Origin of the sequence: Rahnella sp. PCH160, from assembly GCF_047784855.1 — a bacterium.
Classification (GTDB): Bacteria; Pseudomonadota; Gammaproteobacteria; order Enterobacterales; family Enterobacteriaceae; genus Rahnella.
In genome coordinates this window covers 945,023-963,021 of record NZ_JBLOGT010000001.1, presented here as the reverse complement: position 1 = coordinate 963,021, position 17,999 = coordinate 945,023, and the positions used below count along the sequence as shown (strand labels likewise).

General features: G+C 52.9%; 13 protein-coding genes and 2 pseudogenes. 7 read left to right on the top strand and 8 right to left on the bottom strand.

Annotated features, from left to right (window positions below; all coding sequences use genetic code 11):
- Positions 1 to 81: 81 nt before the first annotated feature.
- The gene (locus ACM5QY_RS04410) at positions 82 to 732 is read right to left on the bottom strand and encodes a TetR/AcrR family transcriptional regulator (protein WP_416119398.1); all 651 of its coding nucleotides are present in this window, start codon (positions 730 to 732) and stop codon (positions 82 to 84) included.
- Positions 733 to 883: 151 nt separating this feature from the next.
- Here ACM5QY_RS04410 and ACM5QY_RS04405 point away from each other — a divergent pair, with 151 nt between their 5' ends.
- On the top strand, positions 884 to 1,714 hold the full coding sequence (locus ACM5QY_RS04405; protein WP_416119397.1) for a sugar phosphate isomerase/epimerase family protein: 831 nt from the start codon (positions 884 to 886) through the stop codon (positions 1,712 to 1,714).
- A gap of 256 nt (positions 1,715 to 1,970) precedes the next feature.
- Positions 1,971 to 3,308 (top strand): NCS2 family permease, encoded by a 1,338-nt coding sequence (locus ACM5QY_RS04400; protein ID WP_410149715.1) that lies wholly within the window; start codon positions 1,971 to 1,973, stop codon positions 3,306 to 3,308.
- 90 nt (positions 3,309 to 3,398) lie between these two features.
- Here ACM5QY_RS04400 and ACM5QY_RS04395 read toward each other — a convergent pair whose 3' ends face one another.
- Together ACM5QY_RS04395 and ACM5QY_RS04390 are read right to left on the bottom strand one after the other, a co-directional pair.
- Positions 3,399 to 3,968, bottom strand: a complete 570-nt coding sequence (locus tag ACM5QY_RS04395; protein ID WP_416119396.1) for an NADPH-dependent FMN reductase — start codon at positions 3,966 to 3,968, stop codon at positions 3,399 to 3,401.
- 124 nt (positions 3,969 to 4,092) lie between these two features.
- Positions 4,093 to 4,811, bottom strand: a pseudogene (locus tag ACM5QY_RS04390) (4'-phosphopantetheinyl transferase family protein).
- A 324-nt stretch (positions 4,812 to 5,135) separates the two neighbouring features.
- Here ACM5QY_RS04390 and ACM5QY_RS04385 point away from each other — a divergent pair.
- Positions 5,136 to 7,030 (top strand): annotated as a pseudogene (locus tag ACM5QY_RS04385) (methyl-accepting chemotaxis protein).
- 295 nt (positions 7,031 to 7,325) lie between these two features.
- Here ACM5QY_RS04385 and mnmE read toward each other — a convergent pair.
- The 5 genes from mnmE to rpmH all read right to left on the bottom strand — a co-directional run bounded on the left by mnmE (position 7,326) and on the right by rpmH (position 11,171).
- Positions 7,326 to 8,690, bottom strand: a complete 1,365-nt coding sequence (gene mnmE, locus ACM5QY_RS04380; protein WP_416119395.1) for a tRNA uridine-5-carboxymethylaminomethyl(34) synthesis GTPase MnmE — start codon at positions 8,688 to 8,690, stop codon at positions 7,326 to 7,328.
- Positions 8,691 to 8,794: 104 nt separating this feature from the next.
- Entirely contained in the window at positions 8,795 to 10,429 is a 1,635-nt protein-coding gene (gene yidC, locus ACM5QY_RS04375) for a membrane protein insertase YidC (RefSeq protein ID WP_416119394.1), read from the bottom strand.
- Between the two features lie 2 nt (positions 10,430 to 10,431).
- Complete coding sequence (gene yidD, locus ACM5QY_RS04370) at positions 10,432 to 10,689, bottom strand: membrane protein insertion efficiency factor YidD (RefSeq protein WP_095924029.1); 258 nt, start codon at positions 10,687 to 10,689, stop codon at positions 10,432 to 10,434.
- A complete protein-coding gene (gene rnpA / locus ACM5QY_RS04365) occupies positions 10,653 to 11,012 on the bottom strand; it encodes a ribonuclease P protein component (RefSeq protein ID WP_071823635.1) in 360 nt (119 codons plus the stop codon). Before rnpA ends, yidD begins: the two co-directional genes overlap by 37 nt.
- A gap of 18 nt (positions 11,013 to 11,030) precedes the next feature.
- Positions 11,031 to 11,171: a 50S ribosomal protein L34 gene (gene rpmH, locus ACM5QY_RS04360; protein WP_104923868.1), complete on the bottom strand. Its 141-nt coding sequence runs from the start codon at positions 11,169 to 11,171 to the stop codon at positions 11,031 to 11,033.
- A 684-nt stretch (positions 11,172 to 11,855) separates the two neighbouring features.
- On the opposite strand from rpmH, the gene dnaA reads away from it, so the two are divergent.
- The 4 genes from dnaA to gyrB are packed head-to-tail and all read left to right on the top strand — an operon-like array spanning position 11,856 to position 17,884.
- Positions 11,856 to 13,247: a chromosomal replication initiator protein DnaA gene (dnaA, locus tag ACM5QY_RS04355; protein ID WP_416119393.1), complete on the top strand. Its 1,392-nt coding sequence runs from the start codon at positions 11,856 to 11,858 to the stop codon at positions 13,245 to 13,247.
- Between the two features lie 4 nt (positions 13,248 to 13,251).
- Positions 13,252 to 14,352 carry a DNA polymerase III subunit beta gene (gene dnaN, locus ACM5QY_RS04350; RefSeq protein WP_416119392.1) on the top strand — a complete coding sequence of 367 codons (1,101 nt, stop codon included), beginning with the start codon at positions 13,252 to 13,254 and terminating at the stop codon, positions 14,350 to 14,352.
- Positions 14,353 to 14,361: 9 nt separating this feature from the next.
- Entirely contained in the window at positions 14,362 to 15,450 is a 1,089-nt protein-coding gene (recF, locus tag ACM5QY_RS04345) for a DNA replication/repair protein RecF (RefSeq protein ID WP_416119391.1), read from the top strand.
- A 19-nt stretch (positions 15,451 to 15,469) separates the two neighbouring features.
- Entirely contained in the window at positions 15,470 to 17,884 is a 2,415-nt protein-coding gene (gyrB, locus tag ACM5QY_RS04340; protein ID WP_416119390.1) for a DNA topoisomerase (ATP-hydrolyzing) subunit B, read from the top strand.
- The last annotated feature ends 115 nt before the right edge of the window (positions 17,885 to 17,999 follow it).

Genomic DNA, 17,999 nt, shown 5'->3' with positions numbered 1-17,999 from the left:
ACACAGCCACTGGATCGTTCAACTGATCCTTAACTGATCGGCATTACCTCTTCCGAGGCCTTTTTGCTGTCCGCTGACGCGTTATTTCATCACATACCGCAGTGCCACCACCACCGCCAGCTGGCGATAATGCGCGACCTGCAAATCCACTTCGTCAGGGTTTTCGAACAGCGCACCAAACGTGTACTGGTTCGCGACCTGATGCACACACAGGCTGCTGATCAACCGGTGGACGTCGCGCGCCTGCGAATCTTCCTTAAATAAATGGCTCTGCTTTCCGCGTTCGAGAATATCTTCCAGCAGCGTTAACGCCGTTTTGTTGATCTCGCGGATGCTGGTGGACTGACGGATAAACCGGCCGCGCAGCATGTTTTCCGTTGACACAATCCGGATGAATTCCGGGTGCGAAACGTGGAAATCGAAGCTGGCTTCCACCAGTTTGACGATCGCTTCCGCCGGGGGAAATGACGACAAATCCAGATCCAGCTCGTGCTGGCGGATGCCGCGGTAAACGTGTTCCAGTACCAGCATGTACAGGGCTTCTTTGGTCTTATAGTGATAGACCACCATACGTTTTGTGGTACTGGCGTTTGAGGCGATATTTTCCATCCGCGCGCCCATCAGGCCAGATTCAGCGAATTCAGCCAGAGCACTGTCGAAAATGCGCTGTTTCAGTCCTATCGGATCATTTTTACGTCCCGGCGCCGGGGAACTTTGGCTGCTCAGCGTCATATCCTCATTAATAACCCAATCTCGCCACAGAGATTAACCATTGATTCGCTCAGTTACAATCTGTGCGTTCCACACAAGCGGCCAACACTTGACGAACGCGGCATGAAGGTCCACTACTGTAAGTCTCGAAGCCTGACAAAAGGACGCTATTTTGCCTGCTACCACCCGGTTACGTTCTATTGCGACAGTTTCAGCATCAGGAACTCTGCCCGAAAAACTCACGGCTATCGCGGCTGCGGGGTTTGATGGCGTAGAGATTTTTGAAGATGATTTACTCAAAAGCCCGCTTAAACCGATCGCTATTCGAAATCTGGCGGATTCCCTCGGGTTGCGGATTTTCCTGCTCCAGCCTTTCCGTGATTTTGAAGGTGTTCCGCCGGAAAAACGTCATGAGAAATTTGCCAGCGCGCGGCGACAGTTTGATCTGATGAATGAACTGGGCTGCGAACGTTTGCTGGTGTGCAGCAATACCGACCCCGAAAGCTCAGCGGAGCGCGATGTCCAGATTGCCGATCTCGCCGCACTGGCAGAGATGGCGCAGCCTCATGATATCCATATTGGCTTAGAGGCGCTGGCGTGGGGGAAACATATCAACCGTTACCGGCAGGCTTGGGATCGTGTGCGCGAGGTGAACCACCCGGCATTGGGGATTGTGCTCGACAGCTTCCATATTCTCGCCGTCGGCGACAATCTTGATCGTCTGGACGAAGTCCCGCTGGAGAAAATCAGTTTCCTGCAACTGGCCGATGCGCCGTTCAAAGACATGAACGTGCAGCAGTGGAGCCGCAGTTACCGGTGCTATCCCGGTCAGGGCGATTTACCGCTGGTGGATTTCGTCAGCACGCTGAACCGGAAAGGTTTTACCGGGCCGTGGTCGCTGGAGATCTTCAACGATAAAACCCTGCCGCTCGCAGAGGGCCTGAGTTCCCTGGCGGAACTTGAGCGGCGTATGCAGGCTTACGACAAATCACTCCACGCGTGATCTGATCCCTTTTTTCACCCCAAAGCGCAGGCGGTTCGCACATGTCGTGGAAAGGGGGCTCAGCGGATAAGATCGGAAAATAAAAAGACACATTTAACCGCTGACATACTTCCTCCCCGCGAGAATTTATCTATTCGCGTGGTTTATGCGACTGTACCGAACCATAGATTTTATCCCATACATCCAGTGCTGGCACTTTCCGGCTAAAATCCTTAGGATACCCCCGATTGTTTTTCCCCCATTTTGGAACTCACTAATGAGCACACCACACAGCAATGCTACCGGCGGAAAAAGTCTGGCTGAACGTTTGTTTAAACTGACGCAGCACGGCACCACGGTACGCACCGAAACTATCGCAGGCTTAACCACCTTCCTGACCATGGTCTACATCGTTTTCGTGAACCCGCAGATCCTGGGTGTCGCGGGGATGGATAAACAGGCTGTCTTTGTGACCACCTGTCTGATTGCCGCGTTCGGCAGCATCCTGATGGGTGTGATTGCCAACCTGCCGGTTGCGCTGGCACCCGCAATGGGCCTGAACGCCTTCTTCGCCTTTGTGGTGGTGGGTGCGATGGGTGTTTCCTGGCAAATCGGGATGGGCGCTATTTTCTGGGGTGCCGTCGGCCTGCTGTTGCTGACCATTTTCCGTATCCGCTACTGGATGATCGCGAACATTCCGGTCAGCCTGCGCGTGGGGATTACCGCCGGTATAGGGCTGTTCATCGGCATGATGGGGCTGAAAAATGCCGGCATTATTGTGGCGAACCCGGACACCATCGTCACCATCGGTAACCTGACATCCCACAACGTGCTGCTGGGCGTGCTGGGCTTCTTCATCATTGCGGTGCTGGCGTCACGTAACTTCCACGCCTCCGTGCTGGTGTCGATTGTGGTGACGACGGGCATTGGTCTGGCGATCGGTGACGTGCATTACAACGGTTTCTGGTCGATGCCGCCGAGCATCACCACTGTCGTCGGTCAGGTTGACCTGAAAGGCGCGCTGAACATCGGTCTGGCGGGGGTTATTTTCTCCTTCATGCTGGTAAACCTGTTTGACTCTTCCGGTACGCTGATTGGCGTGACGGACAAAGCCGGTCTGGCGGATGAAAAGGGTAAATTCCCGCAGATGAAACAGGCGCTGTACGTCGACAGTATTTCCTCTGTGGCAGGCGCTTTCATCGGGACCTCTTCCGTGGGCGCGTACATCGAAAGCACGTCCGGCGTGTCCGTGGGTGGCCGTACTGGGCTGACCGCCGTCGTCACCGGTTTGCTGTTCCTGCTGGTGATCTTCATTTCCCCGCTGGCGGGCATGGTGCCGGAATATGCGGCCGCCGGCGCGCTGATTTATGTGGGCGTTCTGATGACCTCCAGCCTGGCGCGCGTGTCATGGGATGACCTGACTGAAGCGGTTCCTGCTTTCGTGACGGCAGTGATGATGCCATTCAGTTTCTCTATCACGGAAGGTATTGCGCTGGGCTTCATCTCTTATGTGGTGATGAAACTGGGCACCGGTCGCTGGAGAGAAATCAGCCCGTGTGTAGTGGTCGTTGCCCTGCTTTTCGTCCTGAAAATCGCGTTTGTTGACGGGCATTAATCCGCACGCGATTTAGCTTTTACGAACGATAAAAAAACAGCCCGCCACTTTCCATAAGTTGGCGGGCTGTTTGTATTTCAGCGGTGGAAATTATTTGCTGACGCGATGCGTGTAATCTGCAAATGCGGTCAGCTGGCTTTTAAGGAAATCCAGCGTTCCCTGATCGGTAACTTCACCAATTTGTTCGTCCACCTTGCTCTGAATGACGCCACCCATAAACTCAGGCTTATTCATCACCATCGCGTCGAGGAAGACCAGAATCTGGCGCAGATGATACTGGCAGCGTGCGCCGCCGACCGGCTCCATGGAACTGGTCTGAATCAGCACGGTTTTGCCCGCCAGTGGCTGGTTTGGCAGACGTGAAATCCAGTCGATGGCGTTCTTCAGGCCACCGGGAACGGAATAGTTATATTCCGGCGTCACGATGATCACACCATCCGCCTGACGGATTTGCTCAGCAATCGCGTCTAAATCGGCCGGAAAGCCCTCTTCCTGCTGAATATCCGCATCATATAACGGCAGAGTGCCGATAGACGGCAGCGCTTCAATGGTGACGCCCTCAGGCGCGACTTTGGGCAGCGTGCGCGCGACCATACCGTTGTAAGAGGCTTTACGAAGACTACCTAACAGTGTGACAAACTTCAGTGGTTGAGCTGACATGGTTAACTCCTGTTATTTACCCGTCATACGTAGAGCTGCATTCAGGGTAGGGATGGCGTATTTCTTACCTTAAACGAAAAACGGCACGGCGATATACAAGGTTTTTGAAAACATGCGTGAAGTTTTATTTGGCAGGCGGCAGGCTGGTGAACTTCATAAAATGCGGCGATTCGGATTGCTGGTCTGGAGACAGGGTTTGTGTACGGGTGAAACCATTTTCCGGTTCATAGCGCCAGCACTGTAAACGGATAATCGACGGTGACTGCGCACACGCCCAGGTAATCGACCCTTCAATATCACTCATCACCTGCGCTTCGGGTGTCACGGTTGACCGCAGACGCCCGGAAGCCGGATTCAGGCTAAGCGTCAGCGGGTCTTGCTCGTTCAGGCCGGACATCTTCAGCATACTCTGACGAATACACCACAGTTGTAGCGAGGATTCCACGGGTCGGACTGCATGGCAATCCAGGTTTTTTCGACGGCGGATAGTTGCTGCTGCGGGTTTACCAGTGCGCTGCGTGCGTGAATGATTTCGAGATCAAGTCCGACTTTCCCTTCGCTGCTGATCAGAACCCCTGCTGTGCTGCCTGCATACGCCAGGCTGAAGTCGGGGAGATCGGGGGATTCAAAGCTCGGGCGACCACTGGGCAGCGTGATCACGTGGGGAAGTTCTGCGATGCCGTAAAGGTAGAAAATGATTTCAGCCAGAAGGACACGGCCGTTTAAGAAACGTCTTCGCTGTTTATCAGAGAGATGTCTTGCGGACATCACAATACTTTTGGGCAACCGGTGTGTATCCGGTTCTGCTTCCGTCACAGCCCATCTTGCAAAATGGCACGCCATTGTTCACTCCATGATTAATGGTTCGACCGTATTTTCACTATATTATGGAAGAATAACATTAAGAGAAATCATTAAAAACCGCTTAAACCCAGCGTCTCTGCACACTTTTTTTACTTTTCAGAAAGTTTTTCATAACCATAAAGTGAAACTAATCACAGTATTAACCACGTATTGAGAAAAAAACTCATCGGGACGATGTTCTGGTTTTTCACTCCGATGATCTGAGTCCCAGATATATCTACTATAGCCTCATAAAGAAACGTCAGAAAATGCCGTTATTAATTAAGCAGCGATCTCGCTGCTTTGCCTGTGAGTTACCCTAAAATGTTAAAAACAACGCAATCCCGGTTTATTGCATTGATCAGCGTGTTTTTTATTGTGCTGGTCATCGTCACGCTCATTGTGATCCAGGTCTTTGTTGCCCTCAGCTGAAACAAACAGAAAGCACTCTGGTTGCTAATCAGGTTGATGATATCGCTGTTGTTGTCAACGACCGGCTGAACAAAGTTGAATCTCAGATGCGTACCATCACTCAAACCGTCGCACAAATCGACAGCGACAGTATTGACCGGCTGCTCCCTGCACTGGTTGATCAATATGGTGATTCTGCAGTATTTGGCGGCGGTATTTGGCCTTTGCCGAATCAGCGTGACCCGGCAAAAATCAAATTCAGCACCTTCTTCGCGCGAAATAATAATAATCAGCTGACGGTAAACACGTTCTGGAACAGCGCCGAATCGCCGAACTACTTTGAGCAATCCTGGTATCTTGCAGCCTCAAAAGGTGAAAAAGGCCAGTGTGTCTGGGCGCCTGCCTACTTTGATGACGCCAGCCCCCAGCCGCGAACCAACTGCGCGATGCCGATTTATAAAGGCGATCAACTCTGGGGTGTTGCCACCGTTGACGTCACGCTGGGCTTCTTTAACCAGCTGGTGGCGGAAATGGAGAAAAAAGTCCACGGCACCGTTTATATCGTCGAAAAAGACGGAAAAATTGTTGGCAGCAGTCATTCAGGCGACGAAAAGTTACCGAAGCTGGCTTCTCTGGGCGAACAATCTCCGCTGGCGATACAGATTCGTAAAAGTCTCGATCAAATTAACGGGCAGACGAATCTGGTTGCTGACTACGATAACGATGGCACGTCTCACACGATGTTCATGAGCAACATTCAGGGGCCGTGGTACATCGCGACCGACATGCCAACCAGCCAGCTGCTGACGCGTACGCACGGTATCCTGCAAAGTCTGGGGATGGTGCAAATTCCGATGGTGATTTTGCTGCTGGTCGTTTTGATTATGGCGATCAAAATTTTTATGCGTCAGCTGGATGCGTTATATAAAAATATCAGCCAGCTTTCAGCCGGTGGCGCGGATCTGACCCGCCGTTTGCCGGAAAGCCGCAGCCCGGAATTCAACCGTGTGAACCAAAGCTTCAACCAGTTCCTGTCATTCCTGCAATCGATTCTCCGTCAGGTTGGCGACAGCAGTCTGGCGATCACGTCGGCCTCGCGCGAAATCGCCAGCGGCAACATGGATCTCTCCGGGCGTACCGAAGAGCAGGCGAGTTCGATTGTTGAAACAGCGGCGTCTATGGAACAGCTGACCAGCACGGTGAAACAGAACGCGGCCAACGCCGAAGGCGCTAACCAGCTGGCGCGCGATGCGTCTGCGGTGGCGCAGAAAGGGTCGGAAGTGGTGAAACAGGTCGTTGATACCATGGGCTCGATCACCCGTTCCTCGCACAAAATTGTCGATATCATCAGCGTGATAGACGGTATTGCCTTCCAGACCAACATTCTGGCGCTGAATGCTGCCGTCGAAGCGGCGCGTGCCGGTGAACAGGGGCGCGGCTTTGCTGTCGTGGCCTCTGAAGTACGCAGTCTGGCACAGCGTTCCGCAACGTCCGCCCGTGAAATCAAAAAGCTGATTGAAGATTCCGTGGCCGATATCACCACCGGCAGCCAGCTGGTGGCAACTGCCGGGACGACGATGGATGAAGTCATGGGCGGCGTGAATAACGTCGCGACGCTGATGAACGAAATCATGTCTTCCAGCCAGGAACAAAGTCTCGGCATCGAGCAGGTGAACGTTGCGATCACCCAGCTGGATAACGCCACACAGCAGAACGCCGCGCTGGTGGAACAGGTTTCTGCGGCCGCTCAGGCCATGCAGGATCAGACGGTCCAGCTGGAAACCGTGGTGGCCAGCTTTAAACTCTGATTGTTTGTTTTCACTATAAATAGAACGGTAAGTGAGCGATCACTTACCGTTGTTTTATGGACGGGATCATCAGTAGAAATCGTTTTCTGCCATGTAGTTAATCAGGCTGTTCAGTTTTGCTCGCGGGCGGAAATCGGGCAGATAAACCACATGCACGGCGCGCGTGGCGAAAGCTTATGTGCGCAGTGTGGAAGGTGCTCAAACCGGGCGTATTTATTAAGTCTGGTAAGATAACATTATGAATTACATAAAGAAGCCCGCAACAGTCGCGGGCTTTTCTGCATTCTGCCGGTCATTATTTCCCGATACAGAAACTCGAGAAAATACGGCCCAGCAAATCGTCAGACGTGAATTCGCCGGTGATTTCACTCAGCGACTGCTGCGCAAGACGCAGTTCTTCCGCCAGCAATTCGCCCGCCCATGCGCCAAGCAGCTGATCTTTACCCTGCACCAGATGCTGCGCGGCGTCTTCCAGCGCCTGCAAGTGGCGACGACGGGCAAGGAATCCGCCTTCCATGTTGTGATTAAAGCCCATCACCTGTTTCAGATGATCGCGCAGCAAATCTACGCCGTCACCGGTGCGCGCTGAAAGGCGAATAAGTGAGTGACCATTCACTTCTGTTTGCCCCAGCGCTTCGCCGGTAATATCGGCTTTATTGCGTACCACGACGATAGGCAGGGAAGCCGGAAGACGAGCCATAAACTCTGGCCAAATCTCCGCCGGTTCAGTTGCCGCAGTGGTGGTGCCATCGACCATAAACAGCACTAAGTCGGCCTGTTCGATCTCATTCCACGCACGTTCGATACCGATACGCTCAACTTCGTCGCTGGCTTCACGCAGACCGGCGGTATCAATGATGTGCAATGGCATTCCATCGAGATGAATATGTTCGCGAAGCACGTCGCGCGTGGTGCCCGCGATGTCCGTCACAATCGCCGCTTCGCGACCGGCCAGCGCGTTCAGCAGGCTGGATTTACCGGCGTTAGGGCGCCCGGCAATCACGACTTTCATCCCTTCACGCAGCAGGCTACCCTGACGGGCTTCAGCACGCACTGCATCCAGGTCGCCCATCACGGTGTTGAGTTTGGTTTCGATTTTGCCGTCGGACAGGAAGTCGATTTCCTCATCCGGGAAATCGATAGCCGCTTCGACAAAGATTCGCAGGTGAGTGAGTGCTTCCACTAAATGATGAATACGCTGCGAGAAAACGCCCTGAAGCGAATTGACCGCTGAGCGTGCGGCCTGTTCGGAACTGGCGTCGATCAGATCGGCGATGGCTTCTGCCTGTGCCAGATCCAGCTTATCGTTGAGAAATGCACGTTCAGAAAACTCGCCCGGACGCGCGATGCGTACATTTTCCAGCGCGACAATCCGCTTGAGCAGCAGGTCGAGAATGACCGGGCCGCCGTGGCCTTGCAGTTCCAGCACGTCTTCACCGGTAAACGAATTCGGGCCGGGGAACCACAGTGCGATCCCCTGATCTAACGTGCTGCCGTCGGTATCCTGAAACGGAAGATAATCGGCATAGCGGGGTTTTGGCAGCTTACCTAAGACAGCCTGTGCCACATCACGCGCCGCACGGCCGGAAATGCGCAAAATGCCAACGCCGCCGCGACCGGGAGGCGTTGCCTGGGCAATAATGGTATCTGAGGTACTCATAGCAATTGTCTCTTTCTGAATATGCAAAAAGGCGGTCTCGATGACCGCCTTCGTGTCTTAATCATGAGTGTAGCGGTCAGGACGGCAAACGCCCTGACGCTGACTTATGACTTTTTCTTGTCGCGGCTGTGCAGGCCACGTTTTTCCAGCCCGCGATAAATCAGCTGCTGCTGGAGAATGGTCACCAGGTTACTGACGATGTAGTACACCACCAGGCCAGACGGGAACCACAGGAAGAACACGGTGAAGATGACCGGCATGAAGGTCATGATCTTCTGCTGCATCGGGTCAGTAACGGTTGTCGGCGACATCTTCTGAATGAAGAACATCGTGATACCCATCAGAACCGGCAGAATGTAGTACGGGTCTTGCGCTGACAGGTCATGGATCCACAGGATGAATGGCGCGTGACGCAATTCAATGGAGCCAGACAGCATGTAATACAGTGCCAGGAAGATTGGCATCTGAATAACCAGCGGCAGACAGCCACCCAGCGGGTTCACTTTCTCAGACTTGTACAGCGCCATCATTTCCTGACTCATGCGCTGTTTGTCATCACCGATACGTTCACGCATCGCGGCCAGTTTCGGCTGCAACATACGCATTTTCGCCATCGACGTGTACTGAGCACGGGTCAGCGGGTACATGATACCGCGCACGATGAAGGTGATAACAATGATTGAGAAGCCCCAGTTACCGACGAAGCTGTTGATGAATTTCAACAGTTTGAACAGTGGCTGAGAGATGAACCACAACCAGCCGTAATCAACGGTCAGGTCAAGGTGAGGTGCGATAGCGGCCATTTTGTCCTGAAGTTCAGGACCGACCCACAGGGTAGACGCGACTTGTTGTTGCGCACCCGGTGCCACGGTAAACGGTGCACCTTTAAAGCCAATCGAGGAGATACCGTTGTTGGTGGTCGTGAAGAACGTGTTGGTGTCCTTCGCTGACGGGATCCACGCTGTTGCAAAATACTGTTGCAACATAGCAATCCAACCGCCTTGAGTTGTGACATTCAGCGCTTCGCTCTTATCGAACGCATACTTCTGATATTTGTCATCACTTGAGGAGTATGCCGCGCCACGGAACGTATGCAGCGCAAAGTTATTGCTGCCGGTATCGCGGTGCTTAGGCAAATCGGTGGTTTGTTTCAACTGGCCAAACAGGGTCAGTTCAAGCGGGGCAGCCGTGGTGTTGTTGATGTTGTATTCAACGTTCACCGCGTAAGAACCGCGCTTGATCACGAAGGTTTTGGTATAAACCGCACCGTTTTGCGCCGTGTAAGACATCGGAATGCGCAGTTCAGACTGGCCTTCAGCCAATGTGAACGAATCCGAGCTGGCCTGGAACAGAGGACGTTCGCCGTTTGCCGGATTATCAGGGCCGTTTTTACCTGTCAGACCGCTTTGTGCCTGATAGAGAAAATTAGGAGTGGTTTCCAGTAACTGGAAAGGCTGGTCAGAGCCCAAAGATGTAGGGTAAGCAGTCAGCAGAGCCTGCTCAATGTCGCCACCACGGGTGTTGATCGTTAATGACAGCACATCACTGTTAACTGTAATTAATTTGCCCTGTCCGCTACCAGGAACAGCCTGGTTAGCAGCATCACCGTTTGCAGTGTTCGCAGTCTGTTGCGTGGTCTGGTTGGCGGGTTGCGGAGCGTGGTCCGTTTGCCATGCCTGCCAGATCATGAAAGACACGAACAGCAGAGCGATGAGGAAAAGATTGCGTTGCGAATCCATCGTTAGTGTTCTCTGTTATTGTCGGTTTTCGGCGGTACGGGGTCATCACCACCTGGGTTCAAAGGATGGCATTTTAATACGCGTTTCAATGTCAACCAACTGCCTTTTAACATGCCAAAACGACCAATTGCTTCAATACCGTATTGAGAGCAGGTTGGTCGAAAGCGGCAATGTGGCCCGAGCAACGGACTGATGAATAACTGATAACCACGTATCAGTTTAATCAGGATGCGGGAGCCTGTCGGCAATGTCGACGCCATAATTTCTCCAACGCTTCCGTCAGCGCGCGATTATCTAAATCGGCGACACCCTTCTTGGCGACCACCACAAAATCCATCGACGGCAGCGTGTGCTGATTCAACCGAAAACTTTCGCGGGTTAGGCGTTTGATCCGATTGCGTTCATGTGCGCGTTTGACGTGTTTTTTTGCGACGGTGAGACCGATGCGGGGATGCCCCAGCTCGTTCAGGCGGCCGAGTATGGTGATTTGCGGCGTGCCAGCCCGTTGTGGCTGCTGGAAGACGAAAGTGAAATGACGGGGAGTTAACAAACGTAACTCCCTGGGAAAAGCGAGCTTAACCACTAAATAGGTTAGCTTTTATTACTTAGAAGCTGACAGACGGGTACGGCCTTTCGCACGACGGCGAGCCAGAACCTGACGACCATTTTTGGTGGCCATACGAGCACGGAAGCCGTGGGTACGGTTGCGCTTCAATACGGACGGTTGGAAAGTGCGTTTCATGGCGATTTCTACCTAAACTTAAATTATTACTGATCAGTAAACGCGAAGACATTTCGGCGAAAATACGACCGATGCCTTTGTCGCAACATATAAAGAAGCGGGATTGTAATAACTGTACAGTCCTGAGTCAATTTACATTGCCAGAAATGGCTCAAGTGTTTACCAGAATGGCCCGTGGTCACACCGTAATATCCATCTGGTTATGACCATCAGGAGCACAGGCTTCACACGTAGGGCTGAGGATTATACGGACTCTGCTATAAATCGCAAGGATCCTCGCCTGATCCTTATCCACAGGGAGGAGATCTTTCTCCCAAACTGGCGAAAATAGCCTCAGCGGACTCCTATTTTTTCACCAGAGTGATGATTACATCGCCTAATTTTAAAAGGATCGGCTAAGCTTACCCACTTGCCGATCAGTGCCTGTGGATAAAAAGGATCTAAACTCTCAGGAAGGGGAGGATCTCTGTGACGGATTGCGTTATGATCCGCCATTCCGATCGCCATCCCAGCAGGGTAGCTTTCGACAAAAACCGTAAAAAGCGGTTCACACGTGACTTTACGCCACTGACAGGGTGGTGAGAGAAATTTCCCCCATTGCGGGCGGAACGTGTGTCAAAAATCATGATTTAAAAAATATCCTGATCCTTTTCTTTTTTTATACTTGTTCGAGTGGAGTCCGCCGTGTCACTTTCGCTTTGGCAGCAATGTCTTGCCCGTTTGCAGGATGAACTACCTGCCACAGAATTCAGTATGTGGATACGCCCCCTGCAGGCGGAACTCAACGACAATACGCTGGCGCTTTACGCCCCGAATCGTTTTGTCCTGGATTGGGTTCGTGACAAATACCTAAACAATATTAACGGCTTGCTAAACGATTTCTGTGGCACGGATGCTCCGTTGCTGCGTTTTGAAGTCGGCAGCAAGCCGTTGATTCAACGCGTCAGTCAACCGGTCGCGGCCAGCGTCAGCTCACAGTCGGCGCCTGCTATTCCGCGTCTGGCTCCGTCCCGCCCAAGCTGGGACAGTTCTCCGGTTCAGCCCGAACTTTCTTACCGTTCTAACGTCAACCCGAAACATACTTTTGATAACTTCGTTGAAGGTAAATCAAACCAGCTGGCTCGCGCGGCGGCGCGGCAGGTGGCTGATAATCCGGGTGGCGCGTACAACCCGCTTTTCCTTTATGGCGGCACCGGTCTGGGTAAAACCCACTTATTGCACGCGGTCGGTAACGGCATTATGGCGCGCAAAGCCAACGCAAAAGTAGTGTACATGCACTCCGAGCGTTTTGTGCAGGACATGGTAAAAGCCCTGCAAAACAACGCGATCGAAGAGTTCAAACGTTACTACCGTTCAGTCGATGCGTTGCTCATCGATGACATCCAATTCTTTGCTAATAAAGAACGTTCCCAGGAAGAATTCTTCCACACCTTTAATGCCCTGCTCGAAGGTAATCAGCAGATCATCCTGACCTCTGACCGCTATCCGAAAGAGATCAACGGTGTTGAGGATCGTCTGAAATCGCGTTTCGGCTGGGGCCTGACGGTGGCGATCGAGCCGCCAGAATTAGAAACGCGCGTGGCGATCCTGATGAAAAAAGCCGACGAGAACGATATCCGTCTGCCGGGTGAAGTGGCGTTCTTTATTGCTAAACGTCTGCGTTCCAATGTGCGTGAACTCGAAGGTGCACTGAACCGCGTAATTGCCAATGCCAACTTTACTGGCCGTGCGATTACCATCGACTTCGTTCGTGAAGCGCTGCGCGATTTACTGGCGCTTCAGGAGAAGCTGGTCACTATCGATAATATTCAGAAAACAGTGGCCGAATATTATAAAATCAAGGTCGCTGACCTGCTTTCCAAACGGCGCTCCCGTTCGGTAGCCCGTCCACGCCAGATGGCGATGGCGCTGGCGAAAGAGCTGACCAACCACAGCCTGCCAGAAATCGGCGATGCGTTCGGTGGTCGGGACCATACCACGGTGTTGCACGCCTGCCGGAAAATCGAGCAGTTGCGTGAAGAAAGTCACGACATCAAAGAAGATTTCTCCAACTTAATCAGAACATTATCTTCCTAGCGCTATGAAATTTATTGTTGAACGTGAGCATTTGCTGAAACCACTGCAACAGGTCAGTAGCCCGCTGGGTGGACGACCGACGTTGCCAATTCTGGGTAACCTGTTATTACAGGTGACGGATGGCGCGCTGTCGCTGACCGGGACGGATCTGGAAATGGAGATGGTGGCGAAAGTCGCGCTGTCTCAGCCACATGAAGCCGGGGCGACGACCGTTCCTGCGCGTAAATTCTTTGATATCTGCCGGGGATTGCCAGAAGGCGCGGAAATTTCCGTCGCGCTCGACGGCGACCGTATGCTGGTACGTTCAGGCCGCAGCCGTTTCTCGCTGTCGACCCTGCCGGCAACAGATTTCCCTAATCTCGACGACTGGCAAAGCGAGGTGGAATTCACCCTGCCGCAGGCCACGTTGAAACGCCTGATCGAAGCCACGCAGTTCTCCATGGCGCATCAGGACGTCCGTTATTATTTAAACGGTATGCTGTTTGAAACCGAAGGTGAAGAACTGCGTACGGTGGCGACCGACGGTCACCGCCTGGCGGTTTGTTCAATGCCCGTTGGTCAGTCATTGCCTTCGCATTCGGTGATCGTGCCGCGTAAAGGTGTGATGGAACTGGTGCGTTTGCTCGACGGCGGCGACAACACGCTGCAACTGCAAATCGGCAGCAACAATATCCGTGCGCACGTCGGCGACTTCATTTTCACATCCAAACTGGTTGATGGTCGTTTCCCTGATTATCGCCGTGTATTGCCGAAGAATCCGGACAAAACGCTACAGGCAGGTTGTGACTTGCTGAAACAGGCGTTTGCCCGTGCAGCCATTCTTTCTAACGAAAAATTCCGTGGTGTGCGTTTGTATGTCAGCCATAACCAGCTGAAAATCACCGCCAATAACCCGGAACAGGAAGAAGCCGAAGAAATTCTGGATGTCGGCTACGAAGGCACTGAAATGGAAATCGGCTTTAACGTCAGTTACGTGCTGGATGTGCTTAACGCCCTCAAGTGCGAAGACGTTAACTTGCTGCTGACCGACTCTGTGTCCAGCGTGCAGATCGAAGATGCCGCCAGTCAGTCTGCGGCGTATGTCGTTATGCCAATGAGGCTTTGATCTGAATTAATGGCCTTAACGCGCTTACTGATAAAAGATTTCCGCAACATCGAGGCGGCGGATTTAGATCCCTCGCCGGGTTTTAACTTTCTCGTCGGTCCCAACGGCAGCGGTAAAACCAGCGTGCTCGAGGCGGTATATACCCTCGGGCATGGCCGCGCTTTTCGCAGTTTGCTGGCCGGGCGTGTCATTCGACACGATCAGCCTGAATTTGTGCTGCATGCGCGGGTCGATGACGGCGGCGATCGTGAATTATCGATTGGCCTGAGCAAAAGCCGTCAGGGCGACAGTAAAGTACGCATCGACGGCAGTGACGGACACAAAGTGTCTGAACTGGCGCAGATGTTGCCGATGCAACTTATCACGCCCGAAGGCTTCACCCTGCTCAATGGCGGGCCGAAGTACCGGCGGGCGTTTATCGACTGGGGTTGTTTCCATCACGATCCCGGTTTTTTTATCGCCTGGAGCAACCTGAGACGGTTACTCAAGCAGCGCAACGCCGCGTTGCGACAGGTGAGTCGCTATGCGCAAATTCGTGCCTGGGATCAGGAACTGATCCCGTTAGCCGAGCGTATTAGCGAATGGCGGGCGGCGTACAGCGAAGCGATCGCGGCTGATATCAGCGCGACCTGCGCGCAATTCCTGCCTGAATTCGCCCTCAGTTTTTCGTTCCAGCGTGGATGGGACAAGGAAACCGAGTACGGCGAGTTGCTGGAGCGTAATTTTGAACGCGACAGAGCCTTAACCTATACCGCATCAGGTCCACACAAAGCGGATTTCCGCATTCGTGCCGACGGCACGCCGGTGGAAGATTTATTGTCCCGTGGGCAGCTGAAATTACTGATGTGTGCGCTCCGGTTAGCGCAGGGTGAGTTTCTCACCCGACAGAGCGGGCGGCGTTGCCTGTATCTTCTTGACGATTTTGCCTCCGAGCTGGATGCCGACAGACGTCGGTTGCTGGCGGATCGCCTGAAAGCCACCCAGGCACAGGTTTTTGTCAGTGCGATAAGCGCTGAGCAAGTGACCGACATGATGGGTGAAAAGGGCAAGATGTTCCGCGTGGAACAAGGTAAAATAGCCGTTCTATCACAGGACTAAAAATGAGCGAGAAACGTTGATGTCGAATTCTTATGACTCCTCAAGTATCAAGGTATTAAAAGGGCTGGACGCGGTGCGTAAGCGCCCCGGCATGTATATCGGCGATACCGATGACGGCACTGGTCTGCACCACATGGTATTCGAGGTTGTGGACAACGCTATCGACGAAGCCCTCGCGGGCCACTGTAAAGAGATTCAGGTCACGATCCACGCAGACAACTCAGTCTCCGTGCAAGATGATGGTCGTGGTATTCCTACCGGCATTCATGAAGAAGAGGGCGTTTCTGCCGCTCAGGTGATCATGACCGTTCTGCATGCTGGCGGTAAGTTCGATGATAACTCGTACAAAGTATCCGGTGGTCTTCATGGCGTGGGTGTTTCCGTCGTTAACGCCTTGTCGGAAAAACTGGAGCTGGTTATCCGCCGCGAAGGCAAAGTGCACTCTCAGACGTATGTGCACGGCGAGCCACAGGCTCCGCTGAAAGCGATCGGTGATACCGATCAGACCGGGACCACAGTGCGTTTCTGGCCGAGCTTTAATACCTTCACCAATAACACCGAATTCGAGTATGAAATTCTGGCGAAACGCCTGCGTGAATTGTCATTCCTGAACTCTGGTGTTGCCATCCGTTTGCTGGACAAACGTGACGGCAAAAACGATCATTTCCATTACGAAGGCGGTATCAAAGCGTTCGTGGAATATCTGAACAAGAACAAAACGCCCATTCACCCGACCGTATTCTATTTCTCCACGGTGAAAGACGATATCGGCGTTGAAGTAGCCTTGCAGTGGAACGACGGCTTCCAGGAAAACATTTACTGCTTTACCAACAATATCCCTCAGCGCGACGGCGGCACCCATCTGGTTGGCTTCCGTTCTGCGATGACCCGTACACTTAATGCGTATATGGATAAAGAAGGCTACAGCAAAAAATCAAAAATCAGCGCCACCGGTGATGATGCCCGTGAAGGTCTGATTGCCGTCGTTTCGGTAAAAGTGCCGGATCCTAAGTTCTCTTCCCAGACCAAAGACAAACTGGTTTCTTCTGAAGTGAAGACCGCCGTTGAGTCACTGATGAACGAGAAGCTGGTTGATTATCTGATGGAAAACCCGGGCGACGCGAAAATCGTGGTCGGGAAAATCATTGATGCAGCCCGTGCGCGTGAAGCAGCACGTAAAGCCCGTGAAATGACCCGCCGTAAAGGCGCGCTGGATCTGGCCGGCTTGCCAGGCAAACTGGCGGATTGTCAGGAACGCGACCCGGCGCACTCCGAACTGTACTTAGTGGAAGGGGACTCCGCGGGCGGCTCTGCAAAACAAGGCCGTAACCGTAAGAATCAGGCGATTCTGCCGTTGAAAGGTAAAATCCTCAACGTTGAGAAAGCACGCTTCGACAAAATGCTGTCTTCTCAGGAAGTGGCAACGCTGATTACCGCGCTCGGTTGTGGTATCGGCCGTGACGAATACAACCCGGATAAACTGCGCTATCACAGCATCATCATCATGACCGATGCCGACGTCGATGGTTCACACATCCGTACTCTGCTGCTGACCTTCTTCTACCGTCAGATGCCTGAAATTGTTGAACGTGGCCATGTGTTTATCGCACAGCCGCCGTTGTACAAAGTGAAGAAAGGCAAGCAGGAGCAGTACATTAAAGATGACGAAGCAATGGATCAGTATCAGATCTCCATTGCGATGGACGGCGCAACGCTGCACGCCAACGCTCACGCACCGGCACTGGCGGGCGAACCACTGGAAAAACTGGTGGCTGAACATCACAGCGTGCAGAAAATGATTGGCCGTATGGAACGTCGTTATCCGCGTGCGCTGCTCAACAACCTGATTTATCAGCCGACGCTGGCCGGTACTGAACTGGCCGAACAGGCTAAAGTTCAGGCCTGGATGGAGTCGCTGGTTGCGCTGCTTAATGAGAAAGAGCAGCACGGCAGCAGCTACAGCGCTATCGTACGTGAAAATCGCGAACAACAGATTTTCGAACCGGTTCTGCGCATCCGTACTCACGGCGTGGACACGGATTACGATCTGGATGCTGATTTCATTCAGGGCGGCGAATACCGCAAAATCTGCGCATTGGGTGAAAAACTGCGTGGCCTGATTGAAGAAGACGCGTACATCGAACGTGGCGAACGCCGTCAGCCAGTGACCAGCTTCGAGCAGGCGCTGGAATGGCTGGTGAAGGAGTCCCGTCGTGGTCTGTCGATTCAGCGATACAAAGGTCTGGGCGAAATGAACCCTGATCAGCTGTGGGAAACCACTATGGATCCTGCACAACGTCGCATGTTACGTGTGACTGTGAAAGACGCCATTGCCGCTGACCAGTTGTTTACAACGCTGATGGGCGATGCGGTTGAACCGCGCCGCGCCTTCATCGAAGAAAACGCCCTGAAAGCAGCCAATATCGATATCTGATGAAAATCTGATCGTGGTTGCTGAAAAAAGTCCGAACCGGGAAACCGCTTCGGGCTTTTTTTTCGTCTATCGTCACCCGCTTTCTGGCTGGCTTTAGCCCGGCATGTCGCTTAGC

Bases quoted from the DNA above. Each gene is read 5' to 3' on its own strand.
- ACM5QY_RS04410 (WP_416119398.1), bottom strand. From the start codon at position 732: ATGACGCTGAGCAGCCAAAGTTCCCCGGCGCCGGGACGTAAAAATGAT.
- ACM5QY_RS04400 (WP_410149715.1), top strand. From the start codon at position 1,971: ATGAGCACACCACACAGCAATGCTACCGGCGGAAAAAGTCTGGCTGAA.
- ACM5QY_RS04395 (WP_416119396.1), bottom strand. From the start codon at position 3,968: ATGTCAGCTCAACCACTGAAGTTTGTCACACTGTTAGGTAGTCTTCGT.
- mnmE (WP_416119395.1), bottom strand. From the start codon at position 8,690: ATGAGTACCTCAGATACCATTATTGCCCAGGCAACGCCTCCCGGTCGC.
- yidC (WP_416119394.1), bottom strand. From the start codon at position 10,429: ATGGATTCGCAACGCAATCTTTTCCTCATCGCTCTGCTGTTCGTGTCT.
- yidD (WP_095924029.1), bottom strand. From the start codon at position 10,689: ATGGCGTCGACATTGCCGACAGGCTCCCGCATCCTGATTAAACTGATA.
- rpmH (WP_104923868.1), bottom strand. From the start codon at position 11,171: ATGAAACGCACTTTCCAACCGTCCGTATTGAAGCGCAACCGTACCCAC.
- dnaN (WP_416119392.1), top strand. From the start codon at position 13,252: ATGAAATTTATTGTTGAACGTGAGCATTTGCTGAAACCACTGCAACAG.
- recF (WP_416119391.1), top strand. From the start codon at position 14,362: ATGGCCTTAACGCGCTTACTGATAAAAGATTTCCGCAACATCGAGGCG.
- gyrB (WP_416119390.1), top strand. From the start codon at position 15,470: ATGTCGAATTCTTATGACTCCTCAAGTATCAAGGTATTAAAAGGGCTG.